General features: G+C 43.3%; 11 protein-coding genes and 1 pseudogene. 5 read left to right on the forward strand and 7 right to left on the reverse strand.

Features of this window, described 5'->3' with window-relative positions; genetic code table 11:
- Positions 1–34: 34 nt before the first annotated feature.
- From B1A85_RS12840 to B1A85_RS12850, 3 genes are all read left to right on the forward strand, one after another.
- Entirely contained in the window at positions 35–1,987 is a 1,953-nt protein-coding gene (locus B1A85_RS12840) for a BamA/TamA family outer membrane protein (RefSeq protein WP_104547344.1), read from the forward strand.
- Positions 1,988–2,055: 68 nt separating this feature from the next.
- Entirely contained in the window at positions 2,056–3,501 is a 1,446-nt protein-coding gene (locus B1A85_RS12845; RefSeq protein ID WP_104547292.1) for a serine/threonine-protein kinase, read from the forward strand.
- A gap of 174 nt (positions 3,502–3,675) precedes the next feature.
- On the forward strand, positions 3,676–4,347 hold the full coding sequence (locus B1A85_RS12850; protein WP_104547293.1) for a DUF2459 domain-containing protein: 672 nt from the start codon (positions 3,676–3,678) through the stop codon (positions 4,345–4,347).
- 104 nt (positions 4,348–4,451) lie between these two features.
- Here B1A85_RS12850 and B1A85_RS12855 read toward each other — a convergent pair whose 3' ends face one another.
- The 5 genes from B1A85_RS12855 to B1A85_RS12875 form a co-directional block, all read right to left on the reverse strand.
- On the reverse strand, positions 4,452–4,817 hold the full coding sequence (locus B1A85_RS12855) for a metalloregulator ArsR/SmtB family transcription factor (RefSeq protein WP_104547345.1): 366 nt from the start codon (positions 4,815–4,817) through the stop codon (positions 4,452–4,454).
- A gap of 109 nt (positions 4,818–4,926) precedes the next feature.
- A complete protein-coding gene (locus B1A85_RS12860; protein ID WP_210404415.1) occupies positions 4,927–5,775 on the reverse strand; it encodes a nitrate ABC transporter ATP-binding protein in 849 nt (282 codons plus the stop codon).
- A gap of 59 nt (positions 5,776–5,834) precedes the next feature.
- Positions 5,835–7,841 carry a nitrate ABC transporter ATP-binding protein gene (locus tag B1A85_RS12865; RefSeq protein WP_104547294.1) on the reverse strand — a complete coding sequence of 669 codons (2,007 nt, stop codon included), beginning with the start codon at positions 7,839–7,841 and terminating at the stop codon, positions 5,835–5,837.
- Between the two features lie 40 nt (positions 7,842–7,881).
- A complete protein-coding gene (gene ntrB, locus B1A85_RS12870; RefSeq protein WP_104547295.1) occupies positions 7,882–8,721 on the reverse strand; it encodes a nitrate ABC transporter permease in 840 nt (279 codons plus the stop codon).
- 76 nt (positions 8,722–8,797) lie between these two features.
- Positions 8,798–10,162, reverse strand: a complete 1,365-nt coding sequence (locus tag B1A85_RS12875; RefSeq protein ID WP_104547296.1) for a CmpA/NrtA family ABC transporter substrate-binding protein — start codon at positions 10,160–10,162, stop codon at positions 8,798–8,800.
- 629 nt (positions 10,163–10,791) lie between these two features.
- Here B1A85_RS12875 and B1A85_RS12880 point away from each other — a divergent pair.
- Both B1A85_RS12880 and B1A85_RS12885 read left to right on the forward strand, forming a co-directional pair.
- Positions 10,792–11,193 (forward strand): fasciclin domain-containing protein, encoded by a 402-nt coding sequence (locus B1A85_RS12880; RefSeq protein WP_104547297.1) that lies wholly within the window; start codon positions 10,792–10,794, stop codon positions 11,191–11,193.
- Positions 11,194–11,269: 76 nt separating this feature from the next.
- Positions 11,270–11,695: a DUF29 family protein gene (locus B1A85_RS12885; RefSeq protein WP_104547298.1), complete on the forward strand. Its 426-nt coding sequence runs from the start codon at positions 11,270–11,272 to the stop codon at positions 11,693–11,695.
- On the opposite strand, the pseudogene B1A85_RS12890 reads toward B1A85_RS12885, so the two are convergent.
- Both B1A85_RS12890 and B1A85_RS12895 read right to left on the reverse strand, forming a co-directional pair.
- Positions 11,692–11,937: pseudogene (locus B1A85_RS12890) on the reverse strand (Uma2 family endonuclease); the annotation flags it as partial. The gene B1A85_RS12885 and the pseudogene B1A85_RS12890 overlap by 4 nt on opposite strands.
- Before the next feature lie 434 nt (positions 11,938–12,371).
- On the reverse strand, positions 12,372–13,697 hold the full coding sequence (locus tag B1A85_RS12895; protein ID WP_104547299.1) for a CO2 hydration protein: 1,326 nt from the start codon (positions 13,695–13,697) through the stop codon (positions 12,372–12,374).
- Between the last annotated feature and the right edge of the window lie 45 nt (positions 13,698–13,742).

A 13,742-nucleotide genomic window follows, 5' to 3' on the forward strand; every position in this document is an offset into this window, starting at 1 on the left:
AACCCCTATAGATAGATGAATTAAACTAATGATTATGCGTTTTTGTACTGCAATTTGTACCTTGGCTGGGTTGACTGCCATTGAGTTAATTTATACATCCTTAGCGACGGCTAGCCCTCAAGTGTTAGTTCCTAGTAGCGATGTGCAGTATTATCAAGAATATCAAAACGCGTTTATTATTCCCACAAAAGAACCGACATCAAATCCAGCACGCGTAGCAACGACTTCGCAGCAGTTACCCGCAGCGCGTAACGAGTTATTTGTAACTGCAACAGATGTGCAAATCGTCGGTGCAAGCGAAGAATTACAGCAAATTGTACGCAATGCGATTAAAACTCGTGTCGGAGGAGAAACGAGTGAAAGTCAGTTACAACAAGATGTCGCAGCAATTTTAGCGACAAATTTATTTAGCAATGCCACAGTAAGTAGTAACCCAACGACAACAGGATTAAATGTCGTGTTTCAGGTGGAACCTGTCATTGTGCGATCGCTACAACTGGCAAATGCCAAAGTACTACCACAAAACATTGCAATAGAACGCATAAAACCACAAATTGGCAATCCCATAAGCCCGACAGCGCTCAGTCAAAGCGTCGAGCAAATCAACGAGTGGTATGCTCAAAATGGCTATACTTTAGCGCGGGTCATCGCGATTCGTCCTAACCCACAAGGCGTACTCGCGCTAGAAGTCGCGGAAGGATTAATTAATGATGTCAAATTCCGCTTTTCTGATGAAGATGGGCGATTTATTGACGATCGAGGTAAACCAATTCAAGGACGAACGCAACTTGATTTCCTTCGCCGCGAATTGAATGTCAAACCTGGGCAAGTTTTTCGCGAAGAAACAGTTAAACAAGACTTACAAAAACTGTATCAGTTGGGATTATTTCAAAACGTCCGCGTCGCGTTAGAAGGCGATGCAACAAAAGTTGATGTCATTTATGATTTGACAGAAGCGCCTGCACGTGCTGCTAATTTTGGTGGTGGTTACAGTGATGATAGCGGACTATTTGCCACAGTCAGCTACAAAGATTTTAATTTTGGCGGCGTAAATGATTCGATCGGGGCTGATATCCAAATTAGTCGCCGCGATATTCAATTCGATGGAAGTTTCACAAGTCCCTATCGCGCGAGTAACCCCGATCGCTTCGGGTATCAAGTTAATGCATTTCGGCGTCGCGGGATATCCTCAACCTTTGATGGTGATGTTTCGTTACCCAACGACGATCGCCCGCGCGAAGCGCAATTTGGTGGAAGCGTTACCTTACAACGTCCGATTGATGATTGGCAAGCGTCAATGGGGTTAAACTACAAGCGTACCAGTATCCGCGATCGCGCCGGTAATATTTCTCCTGAAGATGAGTTAGGAAATCCGCTAACTTTAAGCGGTACGGGAATCGACGATTTGACGACAATCTCATTTACAGCAACGCGCGATTTTCGCAATAACTTTGTTAATCCTACCGACGGTTCGGTACTCAGCCTCAGCGCAGAACAGTCAATTCCCATCGGTCAAGGTGCAATCTCAATGAGTCGCCTACGCGCAAATTATAGTCAGTATATTCCAGTCGATCTCGTGGGTGGCAAAGACGATCCCGAAGTTTTCGCCTTTAACGTTCAAGGTGGGACAACGATTGGCGATTTACCACCGTACGAAGCCTTCAATTTGGGTGGTTTGAACTCAGTACGCGGGTACGGTAGTGGGGAAGTTGGCAGTGGGCGATCGTTTGTGTTAGCTTCGGCAGAATACCGCTTTCCGATCCTCGATTTTTTGGGAGGAGTTGTTTTTGCTGATTTTGCTTCCGATTTAGGTTCGGGAGACACTGTCCTTGGAGAACCAGCGGTAGTCCGCGATAAACCAGGAACAGGCTTTGGCTATGGTGCTGGCGTGCGGGTAAATTCGCCGATTGGTTTAATTCGTGCTGATTTTGGATTCAACGATCGAGGAGAAAGTCGCTTACAATTCGGATTCGGTCATCGCTTTTAAGAAGGAGCGATAAAGTAGAAGTCGAGATTTATACTTCATACTTTATCGTTCTTGTAAGAGGAGTGGTCATGTTAGTTGGAAAAAAATTGCAACGCGGGAAGTATACCTTAGACCAGGAAATTGGGCGCGGTGGCTTCGGAATTACGTTTAAAGCGACTCACCACTACTTAGGTCAAGTTGTCGTTATTAAAACAATCAACGAAGAACTGCGCCAGCATCCTGATTTTGTCAGTTTCTATCGGCAATTTCAGGATGAAGCCCGCAGATTAGCAACTTGCGTCCATCCTAATATTGTCCGCGTGAGCGATTTTTTTGTAGAGGACGCATTACCTTACATGGTGATGGACTACGTTCCTGGTCAAACGCTGGATCAAGTTGTTTTTCCTAACAATCCGCTTCCAGAAGCAACGGCAATTCACTACATTCGCCAAATTGCAGCAGCTTTACAAGTAGTACATAAAAATAATTTATTACATCGCGACGTTAAACCACAAAATATTATCTTACGCCAAGGTACGCAAGAAGTTGTCTTAATTGACTTTGGCATCGCCCGCGAATTTACCCCAGGTCATACACAAACGCATACAAATATTGTTTCCGAAGGCTACGCACCAATCGAACAGTATTTACCTCACGCACCGCGGACACCAGCATCTGACGTGTACGGTTTAGCCGCGACATTGTATTCGTTATTAACTGCGAAAGTTCCTGTTGCAGCAAGTTTACGCGATCGCGTCCCGATGCAAACACCCCGCGATCTCCAACCGCAACTGAGTATTGCGATTAACCAAGCTGTCATGCGTGGAATGGCGGTAGAAGCGAAGTTTCGCCCTGCGACTGTTGCAGAATGGCTGGCTTTATTACCTTCCGAGTCCTTCAATGCAGCGGAGATGCAAACACAACCAGCATCGACTCATACTGCTAGTACGGTTGCGGTAATTCCCCAGCCACAATCGATAGAACCGCCACGACAGGTTGTTGTCCCTCAGCGTAAGCGAGGATTATCTGGAATTGTACTTGGTCTTGGAGCCGCAGCGATCGCAGGAGTGGCAGCAGTTGCAGTTGCTAGCGTGATGTCTGAAGATGATAGTTCTCAACCAACGGCGCCGGCGATCGTCCCACCTAGTAATCTTCAACAAACGGGTGAAAACAACACCCAAGTTACGCCATCGCCACAACCCGAAACGACAACACCGCCAGAAGAACCAGCACCTTTTCGTTGGCGTCCGCGTACCCCTGTTGAATCAGAAGAATCAGCAACACCAACAGAAACACCCTCACCATCTCCCACGGAATCTCCTACCCCAGATCCAGCACCCGAATCGCCTTCGGTGGTAGACACGCCACAACCTACACCTGAACAACCATCTGAACAACCTTCACCGACAGAAGAAGCACCATCAATCGTAGTTCCAACACAGCCTGCTCCTCCAACACCGCCAGCAACTGAAGAACCGCAAACGGGTGATAACTTAAATGCACCAATTCAATCGCCAGAACCTCTGTCAGAATAAGAAAGATGAGGTGCGGTCGCGTTAAGTGTTGATGGTCAAGGCGATCGCGCACCGATCGCCAGAGTCTTAAGTGCGATAAATTGATGTTGTTGAGTACTTTCAACTCAATAACTAAATTTTCAGTTGTTTAACAACTAGGTATTGTTTCTCAAACCGTTATCATCAAATCTTTAAATGTTTTTTAAAAAACTTTTATTTTACTCTTTAACTCTTTCTGCTGGTCTTTTGTCTTTACTCCTGATTGTCTCATTACTTCCTAAAAGATTGGGAATTTCTGCACAAGCGAATGAGGTAACAATCTGCGTAAATCAAGTTGGTATTCATACTAATATTATTGTGCCTGTAAAAAATGAGCTACATAATTGGCAACAATTTTTAAATCTTAAAGAAATTGGTACAGATCCTCTAGGAAATTATCAATACTTAGGTTTTGGTTGGGGCGATCGCGATTTTTATCCAAGAAATCCTAGCGAAATTCAGGAAATCGTTCCTTTGGGAATACAAGCCTTATTCTTCTCTCGTGGCTCTGTCATGCGAGTCCAAGGCTATCCAGAAATACCTCAACATCACGATATTCACTGCGTAGGAGTAAATACTTCAAACTATTTAAACACTGTACAATTTATTCAAAACTCTTTCGAATTAACTCCTCAAGGACAAACAATATTGTTCGTGCGCAGTGAGGAATCAGAAGCTAGCTATTACGAGGCAAGAGGTCACTATTCAATTTTAAGAAATAGTAATAATTGGACTGCTGAGGGATTAAGACAAGCAAACATCAACACCCCCCTATGGGCAGGAATTCCGCAAGCCGTCATGTTTCACGTAAGTCGAACTCCTACCTAATATCATCTTCGGCTAAATCACCAGAATATTGGTATCGTTACGCTGTTATTAGGGGATAGTTACTATTTACTAATCTCTTGGAGAACTTTTCAAAAAACTTATACTTACATGCGACTAATATAAGGCGATCGCTCGCGTAAACTTTGCAATGCAGCAATTTGTTTGGCTTGCTCATTGAGGCGAATCGAAAGGCGATCGCACACTAATTCACACAACTCAAACGCGATCGGATCGGCAATTTGGTAATAAACATTACCCCCTTGGGGAGTACGAGTGACAATACCCGCTTGTAGCAAGACTTTCAAATGCTTCGAGACATTCGCTTGTCCGAGTCCAGTTATAGCAATAATTTCAGTGACATTTTTTGCGCCTGAAGTCAAACTACTCAAGACAGTTAATCGACTCACTTCAGATAAGACTTTGAAATATTCTGCAACAGGGGCAAGAGCTTGAGGAGATTGCATGAATATCCTTAAAACAGCATAAGATTGAAGAAATGCCACTATATCGCGCATAAGTAATATAATGGCGGTAAAAAAACGCACAAAGCATATTTGAGCGAAGATCCTAAGTTACACTCTATTCATCATGGGCAAAACGATGATAGAGGAAATCAAGTGCGTAGTTACGCAGTTTGTAGTATTGCGGATCTTCCATAATGCGGGCGCGATCGCGGGGGCGGGGAAACGGAATTTCCATGATTTCTCCAATTTTTGCGTGAGGACCATTCGTCATCATCACCAAGCGATCGGCTAAGAACAAAGCTTCATCAATATCGTGCGTAATCATCAACACTGTACAGCGATGGTCGTTCCAGATCTTCAACAGTTCTTCTTGTAATTCTTCTTTAGTAATCGCATCCAATGCCCCAAAAGGTTCATCTAAAATTAATACTTGCGGACGAATTGCTAAAGCTCGTGCGATGCTTACCCGCTGTTTCATTCCTCCTGAAAGTTGCGGTGGTTTTTTATCCGCAGCTTCCGCGAGTCCTACCATTGCTAAATGTTCGCGGACAATGGCTCTTTTTTCCGCTTGCGGTTTATTCGGGTAAACGGCATTAACCGCTAAGTAGATATTTTCAAACGCAGTCCGCCAAGGAAGCAAAGCATAGTTTTGGAAGACAACCATGCGATCGGGACCTGGTTTTGTAATCGGTTTAGAACCTAGCCGCACTTCTCCCGAAGTCGGGTGATTAAACCCTGCAACCATGTTGAGGAGTGTTGACTTACCACAACCAGAGTGACCGATAACACAAATAAATTCACCTTCAGCAACCGTGAGATTAACTCCCTCTAAAACTGTGTAGGGACCTTTTGATGTCGGATAAACCTTCGAGACATTTTCCATCACCAAAAAAGGTTCGCGTTGCGTTGCAACTGACACGGTTTGTCTTGCTGTCTCGGTATAAGCAAAAGTGCGATTAAACATTGCAATTCCAAATTCTAAATTTCAGTTGAATGAACGTAGTAATGTCTTTCCCTTACCCCTTACGCCGCCACAAGCGGACGTCGCGCATCAAGCACAACTTCAGCGATCGAGAAATCGCGCTTGATCGCTAAGCTGTTAAGATAACCAATCGGATCGTCCGCATTAAACACCGTTCCGTCAAATAACTTAATCGGCTGACGAGTATAACTAATATCTAATCCCAGTTCCCTGGCAGCAGTACTAAAGACACCAACCTTGCAAATGCGTTCGACAATTTCTACCCAGTTTCTCGGAAACGGAGTATCACCCCACCGCGCGAGTTGTGTCATAATCCACAGTTGTTCGGTACGACTCGGACGATTGATTGCCGAATCTGCATAAAACTGGTGATGTGCGTACTCTCGCATCGGACGATCCAAACTACACGTTGCGGTATTCGGATCTTCGATTTGGATATAAGCAAGATCTGTGCTGACGTACTCGCGCCGTGCAACGATTTCGCGCACTTCTTCAGAATTTGCCGGCTCTGCGCAGTAACGACATGCTTCTAAGAGTGCTTTCACTAACGCAATATGCGTGTTAGGATACGCTGCTGCCCAATCTTCACGCACGCCGAGAACTTTACCAGGATGTCCTAACCAAATTTCCAAGTCTGTCGCTATGGTAAAACCAACACCTTCTTCCGCAGCGCGGATATTCCAAGGTTCTCCAACGCAGTAACCGTCGATTGTTCCGGCTTGTAAGTCTACAATCATTTGTGCGGGAGGAATCGTTTTAAGCGAAACATCGCGATCGGGATCGATACCACCTGCGGCTAGCCAGTAACGCAGGAGTAAATTGTGCATCGAACTTGGATGTACCATACCCATGCGATGCTGTTTATTGGCAGTAGAATGCAGATAGGCTTTGAAGTCAGATAGTGTATAAATGCCTTGTTCGTAAAAGCGTTTGTCGAGCGTGATCGCGTTACCGTTACGCGTCATTGTTAGCGACGTTACAACAGGTAACGGACGGTTATCGTATCCTCCCAAAGTTAACCACATAGGCATCCCTGAAGGCATTTGCGCAGCATCTAAATATCCGCCAGTCATGCCATCGACAATTCCCCGCCAACTTGTTTCGCGTACGAGAGTCACTTCATCCAAACCATGCTTTGTAAAAAAGCCTTTTTCTTTAGCAACTGCTAAGGGAGCGCAAGCTGTGAGAGGAACAAAGCCGATCTCTAAATTGACTTTTTCTAAGCCGTGACGCGAAATTGCTGCCGTTTTCCGTGCCCGAATTTTTTTGATGCGCTTCTGCTGATTGAGGAAGTAAATCATCTCACTGCGCAAGCTGTAGTAACTAGGGTGTTCGACAACTTCCATGCGCTTGCGCGGACGCGGAATATCTACTTCGAGAATTTGACCGATTTTTGATTCGGGTCCATTGGTTAACATGACAATGCGATCCGATAGCAATACAGCTTCATCGACATCGTGCGTCACCATAATTGCAGTAACGTGGTTTTCCTCACAAATCCGCATCAGTTGTTCTTGCAAGTTACCCCGTGTTAAAGCATCTAACGCCCCAAAAGGTTCGTCGAGTAGAAGTAATTTCGGACGAATGGCTAAAGCGCGGGCGATCGCAACGCGTTGTTTTTGTCCGCCGGATAGCATCTCTGGGGGTTTATCGGCGTGAGGACGCAACCCGACCATATCAATATGTTGTTCGACGATCGCGCGGCGTTCGCCTGCGGGTAAATCTTTCATCGTGGCATTCACAGCCAAGGCAATATTTTCGCGGACGGTACGCCAAGGTAGCAGCGAATAATTTTGAAAGACGACCATGCGATCGGGTCCTGGTTTGGTAATTCGCTGTCCTTCAAGGGTGACGACGCCTTCTGTGGGTAAATCTAAACCTGCCACCATATTTAATAATGTTGATTTACCGCAACCAGAGTGACCAATTAAGGAAACAAATTCGCCTTTTTTGATTTGGAGATCGATGCCTTTGAGAGCTACGTATTGCCCACCACCGGCTAAATCAAAGACTTTATCAATGTTATCAACAGCAACGAATACAGACATAGTGGTTTGGTAATTGGTAATTGGTGATTGGTAATTGGGATTAAGTTTTTTGTCCCTGAGGTACGATGAGGGTTTCGATCCATGCCATGAGTTTGTCGAGGAGTAAGCCAACGATACCGATGTAGATGAGGGCTAAAATGACTTCGCTGACGTTGTTGTTTTGGTATGCTTCCCAGATGAAGAAGCCGATGCCAACGATACCGGACATAACGATTTCTGCGGCGATAATAGCTAACCATGCTAAACCGATCGCAATTCTCAATCCAGTGAAAATGTAGGGTAAGGCAGCGGGAATGAGAATGTTGAAGAAATACTCTTTGCGGGTTAGTTGCAATACTTTGGCAACGTTGTTGTAGTCTTGGGGAATCTGTTTAACGCCTACGGCAGTGTTGATTAAAATGGGCCATATTGCAGTGATGAAGATTACAAATAATGCTGCGGGTTCGTTTTGGCGTAATGCAGCAAGGGAAATGGGAACCCAAGCCAGAGGTGGTACGGTTCGTAGTAGTTGAAAGATCGGGTCTAAAGCTTTGGACATGACTCTGCTTGTACCGATCAAAATACCTAAACCAATACCAATAATTGCCGCTAAAATATAACTAATGGCGACGCGCTGTAAACTAGCTAAAATTTGCCAGAATAAACCTACATTTGTGCCGCCTAAGTTAAAGAAAGGCCAAAAAATTAGTATCCAGGTGTCTTGAACAACTTGAATTGGTCCAGGTAAGGTTGCACCAGGTGTCAAAGAGAAGAGTTGCCAAATAACTAGAAAAATGGCGATCGCTACGATTGGCGGTACAAGGTCGGGAAATCGTTTATTGATCCTTGAAAACCACGGACTTTGTAAGCCTCTAGCAGGACGGGTGCGTAACGTTGTCATTAACTTGGTTCTCCTAATTGGTGATTGGGAATTGGTAATTGGTTGCTGAAACCTTGAAGCTATTACCCATTACCGCTTAAATATTGACTCGCTTGATTTTTAAACTCTGGAGATAAGCGGTGGGATTGGCTGGGTCGAATCTGATACCATCAAAAAATTCTTCGACACCGCGTGAAGTGCTAGTAGGAATATCTGCGGCGGGAACACCAAGTTCTTGTGCTGCTTGTTTCCACAAATCTTCGCGGTTGACTTTATCGATCAAAGCATTGGCATTTGTTAATGTATCGGGCGGTAAAAAGCCCCAACGAACGCTTTCGGTTAAGAACCAAAGGTCGTGACTCTTGTAAGGATAGGAAACACTTCCCTTTTCGTCTTTCCAGTAAAGTGTTGCCATTGATCGGTCATCGATAACGCGATCGCCCATATCGATCTTGCCCATAAACGGATCTAAAAGCACCTCCTCTGGTACGTTAAAGTAGTTTCTGCTCGAAAGAATTTGCGTTAGTTCTTGGCGGTTATCAAAGTTGTCGCACCACTGTTGGGCTTCCATAATTCCTTTTAATAAAGCTTTTGTTGCTCTGGGATGTTGATCTACCCATTCCGCCCGAATTGCTAGATATTCTTCGGGGTGGTTTTTCCACATCTCTGCAGTTAACGCCGCCATGTAACCGATACCATCTGTGACAATGCGGTAAGGCCAAGGATCGCCGGTGCTAAATGCATCCATTGTCCCTGTTTTCATGTTGGCAACAGTTTGCGCGGCGGGAACTGTAAGTAATTTCACTTCACTATCAGGATCGATACCACCTGCGGCTAGCCAATAGCGAATCCACAAATCTTGATTGGCTTGTGGAAAAGTATATGCCGCTGTAAATTGCGTTCCTGCTGATTTTAATTGAGCAAATAATGATTCTTTACCGGCAAGGTTTAGTCCAATACCTTGGGCTCGATGTTTATTGGCGATCGCAATTCCATTGCCTTGTGTATTTAGCTGACACAAAACATACATCGGAATTCGGACATTGCCTTTAGTAATTCTGCCTTCAGAAATGAGATAAGGCATCGGCATTTGCCATTGTCCGCCATCAATACCACCACCAGCTGAACCAATCTCAACGTTATCTCGTGCTGCACCCCAGTTTGCTTGTTTTGATATTTCAACTTCGGTCATCCCATACTTAGCAAAAAAACCTTTTTCTTGTGCCACAATTAAGGGAGCCGCTTCCACAATTGGAATATAGCCTAACTTGATTCTGGGAGTTTCTGGAGCTTGTGCTGGATTAGTATTGGTAGCTGCAACTGGTTGGACTTGATTTGTGCTACCGCTACCCGCTGTTCCGGGTGGGTTTCCTAAGCATCCTTTAAGAAAAACTGACCCCAACGCAGATGCTCCAGCCGTTAATAAAAACTTACGACGAGATTGCTTTGTAAATTCGTTCATGTTCTCTCCAAGAAAACTTTATGACTTCAATAAGTTATTCATTGAAAATCCCAATTATTAGGAAGTCCTAAAAATTTATTACTTCTAACTGAGTAGTGAGATGCGACCACTAGAAAACCGCTGCAACTCTTGTTAAAAAACTTGCAGCTAATATTTTGGTTGATGTCAAAACATTTGCTAGCTGTTCTTTCTCGCAGTTAGCTGTGCGTTAATTGTAACTTTATCATCTTTAATTAATAATTGGTTCACCTAAAACCACAAATTATTAATGAAAAATTAAATGCTAGGTATAGGGATTTTTATAGGTGATTCTTCTTGTCCTTTTTCCGCAAATACTACCCTTAAGTTTTATTTATCAATACTCCTCAAACAACGTAATAATGTAGTTTTATTACAAAATTGGTTGGCGATCGCTATTAGGTGCTGTGAGGGTCATAAGTACGCCAAATACTTGTGTTTTAGGCTGGTAATTAGCTAAAACATTGAACTACAAAGGCTTTTATGTTTTCTAATGAGAAATATAAATTAATTCCTTAGGCAAAGTTGATACATTACGAATACTGTCATAACAAGTAAGCTAAATTAATTACTAAGACAAAAGATAAAATAGTTCTGAGCGAGGTAAATTCATGGCAGACATTGTTGATATTGCGGTAAGTGCAGGTTCGTTTAATACCCTAGTAACAGCCGTACAAGCAGCTGGTTTAGTCGAAACGCTTAAAAGCCCTGGTCCTTTCACGGTTTTTGCACCGAATGATGACGCTTTTGCGAAACTTCCACCCGGTACGGTACAAACATTGGTACAAAATATTCCCCAACTCACGCGGATTCTGACGTTTCATGTTGTTCCAGGAAAACTGATGAAGGCTGATTTAGCAAAAGTTGATTCGGTGACTTCTGTTGAAGGTTCACCTATTAGGATTGATTGTTCAGATGGGTTTGAGGTGAAAAATGCTACGGTAATCGCGCCTGATATTGAAGCTGATAATGGCGTCATTCACGTCATTGATACCGTTATTCTGATGGGATAAATTGTGAGGGTGGGTAATACTCACCCTTTTGGGGTAATTTTTGCACCAACAAAAGCACAACCTGAAGCAAGGCAATATGGAAGAATTATTAGAACTTAAAGAACTTCTGATTCATAAAGATTTTGAAGGTGCTTTTGCTTTGGTTGAAGACTTGGAAGAAATGGGAAAAAAAGGCATTGCTCGAAACGTTCGTTCTTATGCTAAGGTTTTACTTCTGCACCTGATCGAACAACAAGTTGAGCAGCGCACTACCAAGTCTTGGGATATCTCGATTCGCAACAGTATCAGAGAAATTAAAGATCTTAATACACGTCCATCAGGTAAAGGAACGTACCTGAACAACAAAGAGTTGTACGATGCGATCGCAGGTGTGGTAGATAGTGCTGATCAAGCCTCAATTGAAGCCGCAGAAGGGATATATGAAGCGCGACAGATTGAGCAAAAGATAGATCGAAGTGAAGTTATTGAACGTGCGATCGCGCTAATCCAAGAAGGTAATTAAGCAAATATTTGTCTCACAGGAATTTGTAAATTGGCAAGTAGTGGAGAAGTTAATTCATCATTTGCAAACAGTGTTACTTTCAAATGCAAAGCAGCTTTTTCGCGACGATAAACTTCAATTTGTTGTTTTTGCCAATCAACTATCCAATATTCTTGTACGCCTCTAGACGAGTAGAGTTTAAGCTTGACTTCTTTGTCACGGCGTTCGTTTTCACCACCACTAGACAAAACTTCTACAACTATAAATAGTAAACGGACAATTTCTAATTCAAGCTAATAATACCTGAAATTAGAACGTTTACTACATTACTCGTTGTGGGATTTGGATTTGTTCTTCCTATTGTATTGGAACATACAGAAAACAAAAAATACACTTATTGGATAACCGTATCGTTTTTTTTTCATTGCCTTGATTTTTTCCTGAAATAAGAAATAATCTTGAGCAAATTGCTGTAGAATTCGGAGGTTCTCTTTTTTGTTCCTAAGCTTATAAAGATTGGCAAGAGCGGCGACGGCTTCTCCCTAGCTTAACGCTTTTTACAGGTTATTTTTTAGTTATTTATGTATATTTTAAAGCGTGTTTTCTCTGTAATCTTGAATCTTACATCATTAACAACTACACGCGATAGTTTTAAGTAGCTAAATAAAAAGCCCCCTTAGTAAGGGGGTGGAAAAGACTACCGATAATCTTGCCGCTGAATATACCGTAAACGCGCAGCGTCGCGGATACCGTATTCTGGGCGCGTGAAGCGATTTAATTGGGCTTCAAAAAACTCGCGATTGGCTTGTAAATGTTTTGGATTTGGGTCATCTAAAGGATACAACAATGCAGTTCGCAATGCTTGAATAACCGCAGAAGTGACGCAATACATCGAGCGTTGAAAAGTAATACCTAATTGAATGAGCATATCGTCTTCACCGCGACAGTGTTGCCGATAGTAATCAACCAAATATTGCGGTAGAAAATGCAACATATCTTGCATTAACAATGTAGGAGGAATACCCGCAGTACCAACAGGGAAGACATCCGCATATAGGATACCGTAGTGAAAATCTTTTTGATCGTCGGGGATTTGTCGTGCTTGCGCGTTGTATGACTTTGTTCCTCGGAAAGGTGAAGTGCGGTAGAAAACTGCTTCGACATAAGGTAATGCAGCTTCGTACAACCACATAAAGCCTTTTGATTTAGGAATAATTTCGTAACATTCACCGCGAATGTAGACATGGTGATAAATGGGACGCCCTGCGACTGCAAAGATGCCGTTGACCAAGAAATTCATTGCATCAGGTACACTCTTAAAATCACCAGCATCGTAGCGATCGCTCATTTCAAAAAATACTGGTGCCATCACTTCCCAGAACAAACCCAGATTGCTGTAATACGACATCTGGCGACATTGTTCCAAAAACATGTCAGGAAACAGTTTATACATCCCCAGCATTAAGGGATTGCCCTTAAAGTAAGCTTTAATAGCTCGATCTGCATTTGCTTTGTACTCGTCGCTGTCTAAGTACGAGTCAAACTTATTGTACGGCGCATACATTCCGCGATGCCACAACATTGCCCGCATACATTCTTCAGCAAATTCCATATTGATGCGATCGTGGAACCAATGATGCAGCAGTTTAGGCATTTTGAAGGTTTCGCCCTTCTCTATAAACTCTAAAAGTTCAGGATGCGCTGTCGCTTCGCCTTTTTGCCAAATTCTTAAATCAGCATCGTCACCTGCATAGTGATTGTGCAGTTCCAGATACTCTTTGGGGATGAAGTATTTAAAAAAAGGAAAAGGATCGAGAAAGACGCGTTCAGCAATATACAGCAAGTCGCGCCAATAAAAATCCATTGGTACGGCGTAAGCTTTATAGATGCCAATAATTTGCATCAAGTTTTCTGGGGTATCGGGTAACATTGCCCCACCAGCTTCTAGACGGTGAACAACATCAGCGAATTCGTGCTGTGATGGTGGTAATTTAGCGACTGGAGGTTGAATCGTTGCGGTCATAGTAACTGGTAATTGATAATTGGTAATAAAGAAAAGTTAGAGGTC

The organism is Chroococcidiopsis sp. TS-821 (assembly GCF_002939305.1).
Classification (GTDB): domain Bacteria; phylum Cyanobacteriota; class Cyanobacteriia; order Cyanobacteriales; family Chroococcidiopsidaceae; genus Chroogloeocystis.